Consider the following 16974-nt stretch of genomic DNA (forward strand, 5'->3'; position numbering starts at 1 on the left):
GAACGGGCACGATGGGCGCGTGAGCACCCTCTCGGCCGGGCAGCCCCCGAGCACCGTCCCCCGCCTCATCGTGGGCAGCGCCCTGATGCTCTTCATGGAACTGGCGCTGATCCGCTGGCTCGGCTCCAACGTCGTGCACCTCTCGTACTTCTCCAACTTCGTGCTGCTGGGCTCCTTCCTGGGCATCGGCGCCGGCTTCCTGATCGCCCGCAAGCGCTGGTCCATCGTGCCGTGGACGCCGGTGTTGCTGGCGCTGCTCGTGTTCTTCGTGTGGGCCTTCCCGGTGACCATCGACCGCACCGGCGACGCCATCATCTACTTCACCTCCCTGTCTGCCCAGGGTCCTCCGGCATGGCTGGCGCTCCCGGTGATCTTCCTCTTCGTCGCCGCCATCCTCGCCGGACCGGGCGAGGTGGTGGGCCGGTGTTTCGCCGAGTTGGAGAACCTCAACGCCTACCGGTGGGACCTCATCGGTTCCATCATCGGCATCTCGCTGTTCACCCTCCTGTCGTTCCTGAGGGCGCCGTCGGTGGTGTGGGGTGTGCTGGTCGTGGCGGCCCTGATCTGGCTGGCCTGGGGACGCCACCGCCTGGTGGCGATCGTGGCGGGCGTGGCCATCGTCGGTTCCCTGCTCGCCGAGACCGTCACGCCCGGGGTGACCTGGTCCCCCTACTACAAGGTGACCCAGCGCGACATCGGTCGTTCCTCCGACGGCAACGCACTCCACCTCATCACGGTCAACGGCATCCCCCACCAGGTCATGGGTTCGGCCGAGTACAAGCTCAACGAGGCCGAGCGGTTGTACCGCACCCCGTACGAGCGGATGGCGGCGGAGAAGCCCGGCCGGGTCCTGATCGTGGGCGCCGGCTCCGGCTCCGACGTGGCGATCGCCCTCAAGCAGGGGGCGGAGCACGTGGACGCCGTGGACATCGACCCGCGGATCATGGAGATCGGGGCCGAGCTCAACCCGGACCGCCCGTACTCCGACGCACGGGTCCGCCGCATCGTCAACGACGGCCGGGCCTTCCTGGAGACCACCTCGGAGAAGTACGACCTGATCCTCTTCGCCCTGCCGGACAGCCTCGCACTCGTCAGCGGCGCCTCACAGATCCGCCTGGAATCCTTCCTCTTCACAGAGGAGGCGCTCGCCTCAGCCAGGGAGCGGCTCACCGACGACGGGGTCTTCTCGATGTACAACTACTACCGCGAGGACTGGCTGATCGACCGCCTCGGCGGCATCGCCCAGGAGTCGTTCGGGCATGCCCCGTGCGTCGACCTCCTGGGTGGCGGGCAGGCCGTGGTGACCGTCGCGAAGAACCCCGATGCGCAGGTCTGCGGCACCGACAACCACGTGCTGCCCGCAGACCGCATCGCGCCGCCCACGGACAACGCACCGTTCCTCTACTACCGGGGCGACGGCATCCCTGCGACGTACCTGTGGGTGCTGGCCGGCATTCTGCTGGCCTCCGCGGTCACCGTCCGCGCCCTGGGTGGGCCGTTGCGGCACATGCGTCCCTATGCGGACCTCTTCTTCATGGGCGTGGCGTTCATGCTGCTGGAGACCAAGTACATCGCCTCGTTCGCGCTGTTGTTCGGCACCACCTGGCTGGTCAACGCGCTGGTGTTCGGCGGTGTGCTGCTCGTCGTGCTGCTGGCCGTCGAGACCACCCGACGGTGGCGCACCCCTCCCCTCGCCTGGCTCTTCGCGGGGATCGGGGTCGCCATCGCGCTGGCCTACGTGGTCAAGCCGGAATGGTTGCTGGGCCTGCCGTACGTGCCGCGGTTGATCGTGGCCGTCGCGCTGGCCTTCGTGCCGATCTTCCTGGCCAACGTCGCCTTCGCCAAACGCTTCGCGGCCGCCGACAACGGCCGTGCGGCGTTCGGGCTGAACCTGCTGGGGGCCCTCGTGGGTGGCTGCCTGGAGTACGCCGCGCTACTGACCGGGTACAGCAACCTGCTGATCCTGGTCCTCGTCATCTACCTGGTGGCATTCGCGCTGGCCCCGAGACAGGACGGGCGGATCGTGGCTCAGTAGTGCACCGTCGCCAGCGCCCCCACCTCGACGAAGCCGAGGTGCTCGTAGCTGCGGATGGCTGCGGTGTTGAAGTCGTTGACGTACAGGCTGATCAGCGGGTACTGGTCCATGATCAGGTGGCACATCCCGGCCAGCGCCGGCACGCTGATCCCCCGGCCGCGCAGGTGCGGAGCCACCCACACCCCCTGGAGCTGCGCCTGCCCGGCGAGCTTCGGGCCGAGATCGGCCTTGAAGATCACCGTGCCCTTGCCGTCGACGATGCCGTAGGCGTCGCCCTGCCTGAGGCGGTCGCGCACGAAGCCCTCGTAGCCGCCGCCGTACTTGAACGGCGAGCTACCGATCTCGTCGGTGTACATGTGCACCGAGGCCTCGAGATAGCTCGGGTAGTCGTCGAGGGTCAGTTTGCGCACTCGCCTGTCCGGCGGGACCTCGGGCAGGTGATCCAGCACCATCAGGGGCTGCCGCTTCCGTACGTTGGAGACGCCGCCCCACGCACCGCGATACCGCTCGGCCAGGCCCACGAACAGGCCGAGCACCGAAATGGCCGGGCCGAGGATCGACGTGCAGCGGCGGATGGGCCCCAACTTCTCGACGTAGACGGGCAACGCCTCCGGGTCGAAGCCCGCGATGAAGAGAGTGCCGCCGTCGAGGAGGACGGAGGTGAGCTCGCCCTCGCGTTCGTAGCCGTAGACGGCGCCGAGCCGGCGCCGGTCCAGGCCGTAGGTGGCCACCCGGGAACTCAGGAAGAGGTTCTCCACCGGGCTCTTGGCCAGGAATTGGGCGACCCGTTCGCGGTCGCCCGCCCCCATCGTCGTCAGCCCTGAAGTCATGGGCGAAACTCTAGGGCCAACATGGCCAGAAAGGACGCCCGGTCAGGAAACAGAGATTTCGGGGGAACCGACTTCACCCATCTCTGCGGCGAGGCGGCGGGCTTCGAACAGGAGGGTCTCCACGATCTCATCCTCGGGCACGGTCTTGATGATCTCGCCCTTGACGAAGATCTGACCCTTGCCGTTACCGGAGGCGACGCCGAGGTCCGCTTCGCGGGCCTCGCCCGGGCCGTTGACGATGCAGCCCATGACGGCCACGCGCAGCGGTGCCTGCATGCCCTCGAGACCCTTGGTCACCTGCTCGGCCAACGTGTAGACGTCGACCTGCGCGCGCCCACAGGACGGGCACGAGACGATGTCCAGCTTGCGGGGGCGGAGGTTCAGCGACTCCAGGATCTTGAGGCCCACCTTGACCTCTTCTGCCGGCGGGGCGGAGAGGGACACCCGGATGGTGTCGCCGATGCCCTGGCTCAGCAGCGCGCCGAAGGCCACGGAACTCTTGATCGTGCCCTGGAACGCGGGACCGGCTTCGGTGACGCCCAGGTGCAGCGGGTACTGGCACTTCTCGGAGAGCATCTCGTAGGCGCGCACCATCACGACGGGGTCGTTGTGCTTGACGGAGATCTTGAAGTCGTAGAACCCCACCTCCTCGAACAGCGAAGCCTCCCACAGAGCGGATTCCACGAGGGCCTCAGCGGTGGGGGCGCCGTACTTCTGCAGCAGGCGCTTGTCGAGCGAGCCGGCGTTGACGCCGATGCGCAGGCTCACACCCGCGTCGGCGGCCGCCTTGGCGATCTCGGCGACCTTGTCGTCGAACTGCTTGATGTTTCCGGGGTTCACGCGCACGGCCGCACAGCCGGCGTCGATGGCGGCGAACACGTAGCGCGGCTGGAAGTGGATGTCGGCGATCACGGGGATCTGCGACTTCATGGCGATGATCGGCAGCGCCTCGGCGTCGTCCTGGCTGGGGACGGCGACGCGCACGATGTCGCACCCGGTGGCGGTCAATTCCGCGATCTGCTGCAGGGTGGCGTTGATGTCGGTGGTCTTGGTGGTGGTCATCGACTGGACGCTGATCGGCGCGTCGCCGCCGACCTCGACCTTCCCGACCCGGATCTTCCGGGTGGGGCGGCGGGGGGCGAGCACCGGCGCAGGCGCTGGGGGCATACCAAGGTTCACGGACATGTGCGACAGCCTACTCTGCTGGTCAGAAAAGTCGGATCGGGGAAATGAGGTCGGCGGCGATCAGCACGAGGCCGCCGAGCAGGAGAAATGCTCCCACAGCGTAGGTGACGGGCAGCCCCTTGGCGGTGTCGACCGGCCCCGGATCTGGCCGTCCACGGAGCCGCGCGAACTGGCGACGGAGCCACTCCCAGAGGGCGCCGGCGACGTGCCCGCCGTCGAGCGGCAGCAGCGGCACCAGGTTGAGGAGTGCCACGAACAGGTTCACCGCACCGAGCAGCGACAGGTAGGACGCCACCTTGTCGGCGGTGCCGAGTTGGTCCGTGGTGGTGATCTCCCCCGCCACCCTGGAGGCCCCCAGGATGGAGATCGGGGAGTTGACGTCGCGAGGTTGGCCGGTCACCAGGTCCGCGGCCACGCTCCAGATCCGGGCCGGGAAACTCATCAGCGCGACGGTGGACTGCTTCGTCATGTCCCACATCTGCGCCGCGGTGGTCAGGGGTCCGGCCTTGGTGAGCTCCTGGTTGGGCGACACCCCGAAGAAGCCCGCCTCCACGAACTTGGTCGGGTCGAGGCGGTCCGGCACATGGTTGAGCACGGTGTCCACCGTCGGCAGGGTCACCTCCTCGCCGTCGCGCTCGACGACGACCGTGGCCGGCCGGTCACGGTTGGTCCGAACCAGGTCCCCCATCTGGTCCCAGCTGGTGAGGGCGACTCCGTTGAAGGAGACGAGGGTGTCCCCCACCTGGACGCCCGCTTCGACCGCCGGCGTGGGCGGGTCGTCGGCCGTGCAGGTGCGATCCTCGCGCTCCGCGGACACCACGCACTCCCACATCTGACCGACGGTGAGCGTGGGCTGGTAGGTGCCGTGGAACACGTTGATGCCGAGGAAGATGAGGAAGGCCAGCAGCACGTTCATCGCGGGCCCGCTCAGCATCACGATGACCTTCTGCCAGGTCTTCTTCTGGTAGAACAACGAGCCGTCGTCCTCGGGCCGGATGGAGTCCCACTCGAAGGAGCGCGCCTGGTCAGCGACCCGCGTCAGCCACGTCTGTTTCGCACCCGGCCTCTTCGGCGGGTACATGCCGACGAGCCGCACGTAGCCACCCAGCGGGAAGGCCTTGACGCCGTATTCCGTTTCGCCGCGGCGCACTGACCACAGCGTCTTGCCGAAGCCGACGAAGTACTGCGTGACCTTGACGCCGAACAGCTTGGCGGGCACCAGGTGGCCCACCTCGTGCAGCGCGATCGACACCATGATCAACGCGAAGAACAGCACCGCGAACAACACGGTGAGCAGCACCGTCATGCGGTCGCCCCTGCGAGGACCCCGGCGCGCGTCCTGCCCCACTGGTCTGCGGCGATGACGCCCTCCAGGGTGAGGTCGCCGTCGGCGACGTGACCGTCGGCGAGGTGTTCGTCCAGGCACTCCCCCACGATCCGGGTGATGTCCAGGAAGCCGATCCGTCCGTCCCAGAACGCTTCGACGCAGGCCTCGTTGGCGGCGTTGTAGACGGCGGGCGCCGTGCCGGCCGCCCGGCCCGCACGGCGGGCGAGTTGGACCGCAGGGAAGGTGTCGTCGTCGAGGGGTTCGAACGTCCAGGTGGCCGACGTCGTCCAGTCACAGGAGCGGGCCGCGCCTTCGAGGCGCTCGGGCCAGGTCAGGGCGATGCCGATGGGCAGCCGCATGTCCGGCGGTGAGGCCTGGGCGATGGTGGACCCGTCGTGGAACTCCACCATCGAATGCACGATGGACTGGGGGTGCACGGTCACGGTGATGTCGTCGTAGTCTACGCCGTAGAGCAGCGCGGCCTCGATGAGTTCCAGCCCCTTGTTGACCAGGGTGGCCGAGTTGATGGTGATGACACGGCCCATGTCCCAGGTGGGGTGCGCCATGGCCTCCTGCGGCGTGACCGCCGCGAGTTCGTCGCGTGAACGGCCGCGGAACGGGCCGCCCGAGGCGGTGAGGATGAGCCTGCGCACCTCGTCGGCGCGGCCCGAGCGGAGGGCCTGCGCGAAGGCGGAATGCTCAGAGTCGACGGGCACGATCTGGCCGGGCTGCGCGGCCTCGGTGACCAACCGGCCGCCGATGACCAGCGACTCCTTGTTCGCGAGCGCCAGGGTGCTGCCCGCGGCCAGGGCCGCGAGGGTGGGCTCCAGCCCGGCGGCCCCGGTGATGGCGTTGAGCACCACGTCCGCGCCCACCGCGGCAAGTTGGGCGGAGGCCTTGGGGCCGAGGATGAGTTTCGGCAGCCGGTACTCGCCCTCTACCCAGCCGCGCTCATTGGCCGCGTCGTACAACGCCCGCTGGAGGTCCCGCGCGGCGCTGGCCTTCGCGAGGGCCACGGTTTCCGGTTCGAACTCGATGATCTGGCGGGCCAGCAGTTCGATGTTGCCACCGGAGGCCGATAGGCCCACGACCCGGAACTGCTCCCGCCTGGAGGCGATCACGTCAAGGGTCTGGGTACCGATCGAGCCGGTGCTGCCGAGGAGAACGATGCTGCGCACCCCCTGAGTATCCCACTGTCCACAACTGGGGCCGCCGCATAGGATCGGCACCATGTCTCAGGCCTCTGTCCCCCCGCCCGGCACCCCGGTCCCCTTCGCCATCACGAAGTGGGCCGCCGTGAACAAGCGGCGCGTCGACGAACTGGTGTGGCGCAACGAGGTGGGCGGGATCACGGCCCGCCTCGTCGCCGACGACGTCAAGCCGTTGTACGCCAAGTGGAGCCCACACGACCTCGAGCCCGAGGCGGAGCGCCTCAGTTGGCTGTCGAGCCGCTTCCCCAGCCCACGCATGGCCGACTACGAGGAGCTCGACGACGGCTGGCTGATCGTCACCGTCGGTCTCCCTGGTCGTCCCGCCGTCGAGTGGCAGGACCGGCCGGACATCGCGGCCCGGGGTCTGGCCCTGGCGCTGGCGCAACTGCATTCGCTCGACGCGACGGACACGCTCTTCGACGCGCCTGAGTGGGTGGGTGACCAACACGACGTCCGCGACCTGTCGATCGTGCACGGCGACGCCTGCGTGCCCAACCTCCTGCTCGGGGACGACGGTGGCCTCGTCGGGATGGTCGACGTTGGCCACCTCGGGGTCGCCGACCGCTGGGCGGACCTCGCCGTCGCCTCCTGGTCGCTCGAACACAACTTCGGCCCCGGTGCCGACCAGGAATTCTGGGCTGCGTACGGCGAAGCGCCGGACCCTGACCGGATCCGGCGCTACCGCGACCTGTATTTCGCCCCCTCGTCGTAACCCGCCCGCAGGCCGGCCACGCCGCGTGGCGGCTGATCAGACGAGACCGAAGGCCTGCATCGCGGAGGCGACCTTCTCGAAGCCGGCGATGTTGGCGCCGACCACGTAGTCGCCCGGGGCGTCGTAGGAGTCTGCCGTCTCAGCGCAGATCTCGTGGATCTGGCGCATGATGTTGGTGAGGCGCTCCTCGGTGTACTCGAAGGTCCACGAGTCACGCGACGCGTTCTGCTGCATCTCCAGCGCGGAGGTGGCCACACCGCCGGCGTTGGCCGCCTTGCCTGGGGCGTAGAGCACGCCGGCTCCCTGCAGAGCATGGATGGCGTCAGGGGTGGTGGGCATGTTGGCGCCCTCAGCCACGACCTTGACACCATTCTTGATCAGGGTGGCGGCCTGCTCGAGGTTGAGCTCGTTCTGCGTGGCGCAGGGCAGCGCGACGTCCACCGGGACGTCCCAGATGCAGCCGCCGGCGTTGCCGAGCTTCGCGGAGGGACGACGGTCGACATAGTCGCTGACGCGGCCGCGTTCGATCTCCTTGATCTGCTTGAGCAGATCGAGATCCACGCCCGCCTCGTCGACGACGAAGCCGGTGGAATCAGAGAAGCCGATGACGGTGGCACCCAGCTGGGCGGCCTTCTCCGCGGCGTAAATGGCCACGTTGCCGGAGCCGGAGACGACGACGCGCTTGCCGTCGAAGCTCTCGCCCCTGGTCTTGAGCATCTCATCTGCGAACACGACGGTGCCGTAGCCGGTGGCCTCGGTGCGGACGAGGGAGCCGCCCCATCCGATGCCCTTGCCGGTGAGCACGCCGGACTCGTAGCGGTTGGTGATGCGCTTGTACTGGCCGAACATGAAGCCGATCTCGCGGCCGCCCACGCCGATGTCGCCCGCGGGGACGTCGGTGTATTCACCGAGGTGGCGGTAGAGCTCGGTCATGAAGGACTGGCAGAAGCGCATGACCTCGCCCTCGGACTTGCCTCGGGGGTCGAAGTCGGAACCGCCCTTGCCGCCGCCGATGGGCAGGCCGGTCAGGGAGTTCTTGAAGATCTGCTCGAAGCCCAGGAACTTGATGACGCCGAGGTAGACGCTGGGGTGGAACCGCAGGCCGCCCTTGTAGGGGCCGAGCGCGGAGTTGAACTCGACGCGGAAGCCGCGGTTGACCTGCACGTCGCCCTTGTCGTCCTGCCACGGCACGCGGAAGATGATCTGGCGTTCGGGCTCACAGATGCGCTCGAGCATCTTGGACTCGAGGTACTCAGGGTGCCGCTTGATCACGGGCTCCAAGGACTCGAAGACCTCACGCACAGCCTGGTGGAACTCGGCCTCACCAGGGTTGCGTGCTACGACGCTCTGGAAGACAGCCTCCAGCTTGGGTTCCATCGGTTCTCCTTTTGCCTGTTGGGACACTGGCGCGTCGATCTTACGACCAAGCGGCGCCGGATTTTTCATCGGGTCACCTGACGATCACCAGGGGCGCACGCAACTACGTCTGGTCGACGCTCGCGGCGAGCTGGCCGCAGGCGCCGTCGATCTCCTGGCCGCGGGTGTCGCGCAGCGTGACGGGCACGCCACGGCGTTCCAGGGTTTCGATGAACGCCTTCTCGTCGGCTTTGCGCGACGCGGTCCACTTCGAGCCCGGGGTGGGGTTCAGCGGGATGAGGTTGACGTGCACCCAGCCCCAGTCGCCGCGCTTCTTGAGCACCTTGGCCAGCAGTTCGGCACGTGCCACCTGGTCGTTGATGTCGCGCATCATGGCGTACTCGATGGAGACTCGGCGCTTCGTAGCATGGGCGTACTCCCACGCCGCGTCGACGACCTCGTCCACCTTCCAGCGCGTGTTGATCGGGACGATCTCGTCGCGCAGTTCGTCGTCGGGGGCGTGGAGGGAGACGGCCAGGGTGAGCGGCAGCCCCTCCGCAGTGAGCTTCTGAATGGCCGGCACCAGCCCGACGGTGGACACGGTGATGCCACGCGCGCTCATGCCGAACCCGTTGGGCCCAGGCTCGAGGAACGTACGGATGGAGCCCATCACCGCCTTGTAGTTGGCCATGGGCTCGCCCATCCCCATGAACACGATGTTGTTGAGGCGCCCGGTGGCACCAGGCACCAGACCGGCGGCCAACTGCTGATCCGCAGCCATCACCTGTGCGGTGATCTCCGCCTGGGAGAGGTTGCGCTTGAGGCCGCCCTGCCCCGTCGCGCAGAACGGGCAGGCCATGCCGCAGCCCGCCTGCGACGAGATGCAGAGCGTCGTGCGGTGGGGATAGCGCATGAGTACGGATTCCAGCAGGGAGCCGTCGTGAAGCCGCCAGAGCGTCTTGACCGTGGTGCCGTCGTCGGTGCTGCGCCGCGTCATCTCCGTCAGGAGCTTCGGGAACAGCTGCTCGCCGAGTTCCTGGCGGATCTCCGCCGGGATGTCGGAGAACTGGTTGACGTCGTCCTCCAGGCGGTCGAACACGTGCCGGGAGATCTGATCAGCGCGGAACTTGGGCAGGCCGAGCTTCTGGGCGGCCTCGACACGCTCTTCGAGCGAGAGGTCGAACCAGTGTGTGGGCGGCTTGCCGCGCCGGGGGGCTTCGAACACGAGCGGCAGGGTCTTGACAGTCATGACGCCTTCAAGGGTAGGTGGGAGGGGGCGCTCAGGCGCCGAGGGCGAGGTGCAGGACGAGCCACCCGACGGGCACGGCCACGAGCATGGAATCGAGACGATCCATGATGCCACCGTGGCCGGGGAGGAAGTTGGACATGTCCTTGATGCCGGCGTCGCGCTTGACCAGCGACTCGACGAGGTCACCGACGGTGCCCGCCATGCTGATGAGGGCCCCGAGGATCACGCCGACCCACCACGGGGAACCCAGCAGGAACACGCTGCAGACGGCGCCGATCCCCGCGGCGACGAGGACTCCCCCGCCGGTGCCCTCCCAGGTCTTGCTCGGGCTGATCGACGGAGCCATCTTGTGCCTGCCGAACAGGACCCCGGTGGCGTAGGCCCCGGTGTCGGAGGCGACCACCGCGGCGATCACGCTCAACATGCGCAGGTGGCCGCTGGAAGCCCCCATCACCAGCGGGACGAACACGCCCAGCAGCGGGATGTAGGCGATCAACAGGGCGCTGGCCGCGATGTCGCGGATGAAGCCTTCGGGACCGCGCACCATCCGCCCGACCAGGGAGGCGATCATCATGGCGCCCAGACAGATCACCACGAAGGTGGTGGGTTCGATGTTCAGGTCCTCGACGGAGACGAGATAGCCGCCGGCGACGCTCACCACGGTGCCGATGACCACGGGGAGCCACACGGCCTTCATCCCCTTGCGCAGCAGCGCCCGGTGCACCTCCACCACTCCCAACCCCAGCGCCGCAGTGGCGATGGCGATGAAGAGCCAGGGAACCCAGATGAGCCCGACTGCGACGCCTGCAAACAGGGCCACGCCGACGGCGATGGCGGCCGGGAGATCCCGGCCCGCCCTCGACTGGTTCTTCGGCTGGGCCTCGGTTGCCATCAGACCTCGAGAAGCTCGGCTTCCTTGTTCTTCAGGACCTCGTCGATGCTCTCCACGAACTTCTTCGTGGAGCTGTCGAGGGCCTTCTCGGCGCGGGACAGGTCGTCCTCGCCGATCTCGCCGTCCTTCTCGAGCTTCTTCAGGGAGTCGATGGCGTGACGGCGGAGGTTGCGCACCGCGACGCGGGCCTCCTCGGCCTTGTGCTTGGCCATCTTGATGTACTCCTTGCGGCGCTCCTCCGTGAGGTGCGGCATGACCACGCGCACGGCGTTGCCGTCGTTGCTGGGGTTGACGCCCAGGTCCGCGTCGCGGATGGCCTTCTCGATGGCGCCGAGCGCGCTGCGGTCGAACGGCGCGATCAGCATCGAGCGGGGATCAGGCGAGGTGAAGGTGGCGAGCTGCTGGAGCGGCGTGGGCGCGCCGTAGTAATCGGCCAGGAGCTTGTTGAACATAGCGGGGTGCGCGCGACCGGTGCGGATGGTCGAGAGGTCTTCGCGCGCGAAGTCCACCGCCTGCTGCATCTTGGTTGAGGCCTCTTGCTGAATCTCGGCGATCATGGTCTTGCTCCTTTGCTGGGGGTGGTGGTTAGCGCGAAACCAGGGTGCCGATGTGCTCACCGGCAACGGCGCGGGCGATGTTGCCCTTGGTGGACAGGTTGAAGAACACCATGTCGAGCCCGTTGTCGCGGGCCAGCGAGATGGCGGTGGCGTCGGCCACCTTGAGGTTCTTGGTCAGGAAGTCGTTGTAGCTGAGGTTCTCGAACTTCGTCGCGTCGGGGTTCGTCTTGGGGTCCGAGTCGTACACCCCGTCGACGCCCTGCTTGCCCATGAGGAGCACCTCGGCGCCGATCTCCAGGGCGCGCTGGGCAGCCACGGTGTCGGTGGAGAAATACGGCATGCCGGAGCCGGCACCGAAAATGACCAGCCGGCCCTTTTCGAGGTGACGCTCCGCGCGACGCGGGATGTAGGGCTCTGCCACCTGGGCCATGCTGATGGCGGACTGGACGCGGGTCTCGATGCCGGCCTTCTCGCAGAAGTCCTGCAGAGCGATCGAGTTCATCACCGTGCCGAGCATGCCCATGTAATCCGCCCGGTCGCGCGCCATACCGTGCTGCGACAGTTCGGCGCCCCGGAAGTAGTTGCCGCCCCCGACGACCACAGCGACCTGCGTGCCTGAGCGGACCACGTCGGCGATCTCACGGGCGATGTCTGCCACCACGGTCACGTCGACGCCGAGTTTGCCTCCGCCGAAAACCTCACCGGACAGCTTCAGCAATACTCGCGAATATCCCACTTGTTTCTCCTGGTGTGTTGGGGCGTGCACATGCGACGTGCGCCGCGACCACTGGGGTCGCGGCGCACGTAACTCTACTTCACTGAGCTGAGGCTCGCGTGATCAGGCACCCACAGCGAAGCGCGCGAAGCGCACGACCTCGGTGTTGCCCTCCTGCAGGGCGGCGCCCACAGACTTCTTGTCCTCCCAGACCGCAGCCTGGTCCACGAGCACGACGTCCTTGAAGAAGCCGGTGACGCGGCCTTCGACGATCTTGGTCATGGCGCCTTCGGGCTTGCCCTCTTCGCGGGCGGTGGCCTCGGCGATGCGACGCTCGTTCTCGACCAGGTCCGTCGGGACCTCGTCGCGGTTGGCCCAACGGGGCGACATCGCGGCGATCTGCAGCGCAGCCTGGTGGGCCAGCGTCTTGTCACCGGTGTACTCGACGAGGACACCGACCTGCGGCGGCAGGTCAGCAGCGCGACGGTGCAGGTACACGTGGCTGTCACCGGAGAACTGCGCAACGTCGGCCACGGAGATGTTCTCTCCGATCTTGGCGCCGAGTTCCTGGACCGCGTCCGCGACCTTGGCCCCGGAAGCGAGTTCAGCCGCGTTGGCGGCCTCCACGTCGGTGGCACCCGACTTGATGACGGCGTCGAGGATCTGGTCTGCCAGTTCGACGAATTCGGCGTTCTTGGCGACGAAGTCGGTCTCGGCGGCGAACTGGATCAGGGCGCCGTCGCGGCCGGCGACGATACCGTTGGTGGCTTCGCGGTCCGCGCGCTTGGCCTGCTTGGCCAAGCCGTGGATGCGCAGGCCCTCAATGGCCTTGTCGAAGTCGCCTTCAGCTTCGGTGAGGGCCCTCTTCGCGTCCATCATGCCCGCGCCGGTGGCGTCGCGGAGCTTCTTCACATCAGCGGCAGTAATTGCCATGTGTGGGGTATCCCGTCTACTTGATCGATTGGGTCAGTTGGCGTCGGTGGTGTCGGCCTCAGCGGCCTCTTCAGCGGCGGGAGCCTCGACGGCGACCTCTTCAGCGGCAGGAGCCTCGACGGCAGCCTCTTCAGCGGCAGGAGCCTCGACGGCGGCCTCTTCAGCGGCAGGAGCCTCGACGGCAGCCTCTTCAGCGGCAGGAGCCTCGACGGCAGCCTCTTCAGCGGCAGGAGCCTCAGCGGCAGGAGCCTCAGCGGCAGCCTCTTCAGCAGCGGGGGCCTCGGCCTTCTCGGCGCCCAGCAGTTCGCGCTCCCAATCGGGCATCGGCTCGGCGGGGGTCTCCTCGCCGGAACGGCTGGAGGAGCGCTCGATGAGGCCGTCGGCGACGGCGTCGGCGATGATGCGGGTCAGGAGGGCGACGGAACGGATCGCGTCGTCGTTGCCCGGCACCGCGAAGTCGACCATGTCGGGATCGCAGTTGGTGTCCAGGATGCCGACGATCGGGATGTTCAGCTTGCGGGCCTCGTCAACGGCGAGGTGCTCCTTGTTGGTGTCGACGATCCAGACGGCCTGCGGGGTGCGCACCATGTCACGGATGCCGCCGAGGGTCTTGTCGAGCTTGGTGCGCTCGCGGTCCAGCTGCAGCAGTTCCTTCTTGGTGAGGCCCGAGCCGACGGTGTCGGTCAGGTCCATGCCTTCAAGCTCCTTGAGGCGCTGGATGCGCTTCGAGACGGTGCCGAAGTTGGTGAGCATGCCGCCGAGCCAGCGCTGGTTCACGAAGGGCATCCCGACGCGGGTGGCCTGGTCGGCGATGGCCTCCTGGGCCTGCTTCTTGGTGCCGACGAAGAGCACCTGGCCGCCGCGCGCGACGGTGGACTTGATGAAGGCGTATGCCTTGTCGATGTAGCTCAACGAGAGCTGCAGGTCGATGATGTAGATGCCGTTGCGTTCGGTGAAGATGAAGCGCTTCATCTTGGGGTTCCAACGACGGGTCTGGTGACCGAAGTGAACGCCGGACTCGAGCAACTGGCGGGTGGTGACGACTGCCATGGTCGTGCCTTCCTGTGGTGCGGCTCTGCCGCACCTGAATCTGGTGGACTGGGTCCACGGGTGGTTGATGGGGCCCCGGAGGGGCCTTCTCCTGATGCGCCCGGTGCCGCACCTTCATCCAGTTGGTTGAAGGACCACGCGGCCACCGGCGGTTCCCCGCGCAGCGCATGCGATGTCAACCCAGACGGGTTGCAGGGTCCATGCTATCTGGACGGAGGGCACGGGCTCAAATCTGGTGACGCCGTCAACCAGCGCGGAGAACGCCGGGTCGCGACTTGTCCACAGCCCACCGGCGCCGTGGTGATTCCGCAGTGGCGCTGACCACAGTGCTGACGTGCGAACCGTGTCTGCCCTCATTCTCTCCGTCCTCATCATCGCCGGCGCCTCGGTCCCTTCCTGGGCGGACCTCTCCCTCACCGCCCCGCTACCGGGCCGGGTGGTGCGCGCCTTCGACGACGTCGGCCGGTTCGCGGCCGGCCACCGCGGCGTGGATCTTGCCGGGTACCCGGGCGACGAAGTCGTCGCGGCCGCGGCCGGCACCGTGCGCTTCGCCGGGTCGGTCGCAGGCACCGGCACCCTCTCGATCGACCATGGCAACGGTTGGCGCACCACCTACCAGCCGGTACGGGCCACCGCCCACAAGGGCGACACCGTGGCAGCCGGGCAGCGGATCGGCACCCTGCTGGCCGGTCACTGCGACGAAGCGGCCTGTCTCCACTGGGGACTGACCGACGGGGAGCGGTATGCGGACCCCGGCGCCTATCTGGTGACGCCTGTGGTGCGGCTGCTTCCCAGGGGGTCGGTGCCCGTCCGCCCTCCGTCGATCAGTTCGGCCCGCACCGCGGCCCTGGGTGGAGCCCCCATCGACGGGCCCGTCACCTCCAGGTACGGCATGCGCCGCCACCCGGTGACCGGTGTCACCAAACTGCATGACGGGGCAGACTTCGGCGCTCCGTGCGGCACCGCCATCAGCCTGCCCCTGGCAGGCACGGTGCGGTCGGCCGGTTACCACGGCGGCTACGGCTACCGGGTCATCGTCAACCACGGAGGCGGCCTGAGCACCGCCTATGCGCACCTCCCCCGCGTGACGGTGACGGCCGGGCAGCGGCTCAGTGCCGGGCAGACGGTGGGCGTCGTGGGCAACACGGGGCTGTCCACCGGGTGCCATCTCCACTGGATGGCCTGGCAGGACGGGGGCCTCATCGATCCCCTCACGCTCCTCGGGTGATTGAGCACTACCGTTGCACCATGACCACGACGCCGTTACCCGCCCCTGACTGGACCCGCTTCTACCAGCCGGGAGTACCCGCCCAGATCGAGCTGCCCACCGAGTCCCTCACCGACATGTGCGAGCGGTCCTGCCGCGAAGGGGCCTCCAAGGTGGCCACCGAGTTCTTCGGCGGCACCATGACCTACACGCAGCTGGGCGAGCGGATCGACCGCGCGGCGGAGGGCCTGCGGCGCCTGGGGGTGGTGGCCGGCGACCGGGTGGCGATCCTGCTGCCGAACTGCCCGCAGCACCTCGTTGCGTTCTACGCCATCCTGCGCCTCGGCGCCGTCGTGTGCGAGCACAATCCGCTGTCCACCGAGCGGGAGCTCGAGGAGGTCTTCATCGACCACGGCGCGAAGGTCGCCATCGCCCTGGACCGGGTGCTGCCGAAGGTGCGCACCCTCTCCACCAAGCCGCTCGTGGTCAGCGTCAACCTGCTGGACGAGTTCCCCACCGTCAAGCGCCTCCTGCTGGGGCTCCCCGTTCCCTCGCTCCGCCAGAAGCGGGCGCAGCTCACTGACGGCAGCACGGGCGACCTCACCTGGAAGCAGCTGTTGGCCGGGCCCGCGCTGGACCCCGCCCACCCGCGGCCCACCATCGACGACCTCGGCGCCATCCAGTACACCTCCGGTACCACGGGCGTGCCGAAGGGCGTGATGCTGACGCACCTCAACATGTACGCCAATGCCCTCATGGGAGCGGCCTGGATGCACGGTGCCCAGACCGGGCGCGAGGTCAGCTACGCGATGCTGCCGATGTTCCACGCCTTCGGCATGGTGCTCTACGTGACGTTCGGCGTCTACAAACAGGCCCACCAGGTCCTGTTCCCCCGCCCGGATGTGGACATGGCGCTGGCGGAGATGAAGAAAAACCCGCCGTCGATCTACTGCGCGGTGCCGCCCATCTACGAGAAGACGGCCAACGGCGCCAAGGCGAAGGGCATCGACCTCTCCGGTGTGAAGTGGTGCATCTCCGGTGCCATGACGCTGCCAGACGAGACGGTGGCGTTGTGGGAGTCCGTCTCGGGCGGTCTCCTGGTGGAGGGCTACGGCCTCACCGAGTGCGCGCCCATCGCCATGGGCAACCCGTTCAACGAGACGCGCAAGACCGGCACGATCGGCATCCCGTTCCCCTCGACGCTGCGCCGCGTGGTGGACGAGGACGGCCGCGACGTCGGCCCCGGCGAGGCCGGCGAACTGTGGGTCAAGGGACCGCAGGTGTTCCAGGGCTATTGGAACCGGCCAGAGGCCACCGCCGAGACGAAGACGCCGGACGGATGGCTGCGCACCGGCGACGTCGTGACGCTCGACGAGGACGGTTTCGCCACCATCGTCGACCGGCTGAAGGAGATCATTATCACCGGCGGCTTCAACGTGTCGCCCAGTGAGGTGGAGCGAGTGCTGCGCCAGCACCCCTCGATCGAGGATGTCGCCGTCGTGGGCGTCAAGCAGGAGCGCGGCGACGAGCAGGTCACGGCCGCCGTCGTGGCCAAGGCCCCCATCGATGAGGCGGAGATCCGTGCGTGGGCCAAGGAGCGGTTGTCCGCCTACAAGGTGCCCCGCCGCGTGGTCACGGTGGGGGAACTGCCCACCTCCATGATCGGGAAGGTGCTGCGGGGCCAGGTCCGCGACCAGATCAGTCCGCTGCTCTGA

The 16974-nt window shown here is 68.0% G+C and carries 15 protein-coding genes; 4 read left to right on the forward strand and 11 right to left on the reverse strand.

Features of this window, described 5'->3' with window-relative positions; genetic code table 11:
- The first annotated feature begins 19 nt into the window (after positions 1 to 19).
- The gene (locus ACZK4S_RS09575) at positions 20 to 2035 is read left to right on the forward strand and encodes a spermine/spermidine synthase domain-containing protein (RefSeq protein WP_198928184.1); all 2016 of its coding nucleotides are present in this window, start codon (positions 20 to 22) and stop codon (positions 2033 to 2035) included.
- Here the strand turns inward: ACZK4S_RS09575 and ACZK4S_RS09580 are convergent.
- Genes ACZK4S_RS09580 through dxr form a run of 4 tightly spaced genes read right to left on the reverse strand, consistent with a single transcriptional unit; the run spans position 2029 to position 6555 of the window.
- Positions 2029 to 2865 (reverse strand): GNAT family N-acetyltransferase, encoded by an 837-nt coding sequence (locus ACZK4S_RS09580; RefSeq protein WP_076059282.1) that lies wholly within the window; start codon positions 2863 to 2865, stop codon positions 2029 to 2031. The genes ACZK4S_RS09575 and ACZK4S_RS09580 overlap by 7 nt on opposite strands.
- Before the next feature lie 42 nt (positions 2866 to 2907).
- Entirely contained in the window at positions 2908 to 4050 is a 1143-nt protein-coding gene (ispG, locus tag ACZK4S_RS09585; protein WP_076059284.1) for a flavodoxin-dependent (E)-4-hydroxy-3-methylbut-2-enyl-diphosphate synthase, read from the reverse strand.
- 22 nt (positions 4051 to 4072) lie between these two features.
- Positions 4073 to 5356 carry a M50 family metallopeptidase gene (locus ACZK4S_RS09590; protein ID WP_076059558.1) on the reverse strand — a complete coding sequence of 428 codons (1284 nt, stop codon included), beginning with the start codon at positions 5354 to 5356 and terminating at the stop codon, positions 4073 to 4075.
- A complete protein-coding gene (gene dxr / locus ACZK4S_RS09595) occupies positions 5353 to 6555 on the reverse strand; it encodes a 1-deoxy-D-xylulose-5-phosphate reductoisomerase (protein WP_076059286.1) in 1203 nt (400 codons plus the stop codon). The genes ACZK4S_RS09590 and dxr overlap by 4 nt, the downstream gene beginning before the upstream one ends.
- Positions 6556 to 6607: 52 nt before the next feature.
- On the opposite strand from dxr, the gene ACZK4S_RS09600 reads away from it, so the two are divergent.
- Entirely contained in the window at positions 6608 to 7300 is a 693-nt protein-coding gene (locus tag ACZK4S_RS09600; RefSeq protein ID WP_463644090.1) for a phosphotransferase, read from the forward strand.
- Positions 7301 to 7336: 36 nt separating this feature from the next.
- Here the strand turns inward: ACZK4S_RS09600 and gdhA are convergent, their stop codons facing one another.
- The 7 genes from gdhA to rpsB all read right to left on the reverse strand — a co-directional run bounded on the left by gdhA (position 7337) and on the right by rpsB (position 14052).
- On the reverse strand, positions 7337 to 8677 hold the full coding sequence (gene gdhA, locus ACZK4S_RS09605; RefSeq protein ID WP_076059291.1) for an NADP-specific glutamate dehydrogenase: 1341 nt from the start codon (positions 8675 to 8677) through the stop codon (positions 7337 to 7339).
- A gap of 103 nt (positions 8678 to 8780) precedes the next feature.
- Positions 8781 to 9905, reverse strand: coding sequence for a dual-specificity RNA methyltransferase RlmN (gene rlmN / locus ACZK4S_RS09610; protein ID WP_463644091.1), 1125 nt, complete (start codon positions 9903 to 9905; stop codon positions 8781 to 8783).
- A 31-nt stretch (positions 9906 to 9936) separates the two neighbouring features.
- On the reverse strand, positions 9937 to 10797 hold the full coding sequence (locus tag ACZK4S_RS09615) for a phosphatidate cytidylyltransferase (RefSeq protein ID WP_463644092.1): 861 nt from the start codon (positions 10795 to 10797) through the stop codon (positions 9937 to 9939).
- Positions 10797 to 11354: a ribosome recycling factor gene (gene frr / locus ACZK4S_RS09620; RefSeq protein WP_076059298.1), complete on the reverse strand. Its 558-nt coding sequence runs from the start codon at positions 11352 to 11354 to the stop codon at positions 10797 to 10799. The genes ACZK4S_RS09615 and frr overlap by 1 nt, the downstream gene beginning before the upstream one ends.
- 28 nt (positions 11355 to 11382) lie before the next feature.
- Positions 11383 to 12090 (reverse strand): UMP kinase, encoded by a 708-nt coding sequence (pyrH, locus tag ACZK4S_RS09625; protein WP_233120677.1) that lies wholly within the window; start codon positions 12088 to 12090, stop codon positions 11383 to 11385.
- Between the two features lie 102 nt (positions 12091 to 12192).
- Complete coding sequence (gene tsf / locus ACZK4S_RS09630; RefSeq protein ID WP_076059303.1) at positions 12193 to 13002, reverse strand: translation elongation factor Ts; 810 nt, start codon at positions 13000 to 13002, stop codon at positions 12193 to 12195.
- 33 nt (positions 13003 to 13035) lie between these two features.
- Positions 13036 to 14052, reverse strand: a complete 1017-nt coding sequence (rpsB, locus tag ACZK4S_RS09635; RefSeq protein WP_463644093.1) for a 30S ribosomal protein S2 — start codon at positions 14050 to 14052, stop codon at positions 13036 to 13038.
- A 334-nt stretch (positions 14053 to 14386) separates the two neighbouring features.
- Between rpsB and ACZK4S_RS09640 the strand changes: the two genes are divergently transcribed.
- Both ACZK4S_RS09640 and ACZK4S_RS09645 read left to right on the forward strand, forming a co-directional pair.
- The gene (locus ACZK4S_RS09640) at positions 14387 to 15280 is read left to right on the forward strand and encodes a M23 family metallopeptidase (protein WP_463644094.1); all 894 of its coding nucleotides are present in this window, start codon (positions 14387 to 14389) and stop codon (positions 15278 to 15280) included.
- A gap of 20 nt (positions 15281 to 15300) precedes the next feature.
- Positions 15301 to 16974 carry an AMP-binding protein gene (locus tag ACZK4S_RS09645; protein WP_463644095.1) on the forward strand — a complete coding sequence of 558 codons (1674 nt, stop codon included), beginning with the start codon at positions 15301 to 15303 and terminating at the stop codon, positions 16972 to 16974.

It is taken from the genome of Tessaracoccus zhenghani, assembly GCF_055326325.1.

Excerpts from the sequence above, each read along its gene's own strand:
- frr (WP_076059298.1), bottom strand. The coding sequence starts at position 11,354 with ATGATCGCCGAGATTCAGCAAGAGGCCTCAACCAAGATGCAGCAGGCG.
- ACZK4S_RS09600 (WP_463644090.1), top strand. The coding sequence starts at position 6,608 with ATGTCTCAGGCCTCTGTCCCCCCGCCCGGCACCCCGGTCCCCTTCGCC.
- ACZK4S_RS09645 (WP_463644095.1), top strand. The coding sequence starts at position 15,301 with ATGACCACGACGCCGTTACCCGCCCCTGACTGGACCCGCTTCTACCAG.
- gdhA (WP_076059291.1), bottom strand. The coding sequence starts at position 8,677 with ATGGAACCCAAGCTGGAGGCTGTCTTCCAGAGCGTCGTAGCACGCAAC.
- rpsB (WP_463644093.1), bottom strand. The coding sequence starts at position 14,052 with ATGGCAGTCGTCACCACCCGCCAGTTGCTCGAGTCCGGCGTTCACTTC.
- ispG (WP_076059284.1), bottom strand. The coding sequence starts at position 4,050 with ATGTCCGTGAACCTTGGTATGCCCCCAGCGCCTGCGCCGGTGCTCGCC.
- tsf (WP_076059303.1), bottom strand. The coding sequence starts at position 13,002 with ATGGCAATTACTGCCGCTGATGTGAAGAAGCTCCGCGACGCCACCGGC.
- ACZK4S_RS09590 (WP_076059558.1), bottom strand. The coding sequence starts at position 5,356 with ATGACGGTGCTGCTCACCGTGTTGTTCGCGGTGCTGTTCTTCGCGTTG.
- ACZK4S_RS09615 (WP_463644092.1), bottom strand. The coding sequence starts at position 10,797 with ATGGCAACCGAGGCCCAGCCGAAGAACCAGTCGAGGGCGGGCCGGGAT.
- ACZK4S_RS09580 (WP_076059282.1), bottom strand. The coding sequence starts at position 2,865 with ATGACTTCAGGGCTGACGACGATGGGGGCGGGCGACCGCGAACGGGTC.
- rlmN (WP_463644091.1), bottom strand. The coding sequence starts at position 9,905 with ATGACTGTCAAGACCCTGCCGCTCGTGTTCGAAGCCCCCCGGCGCGGC.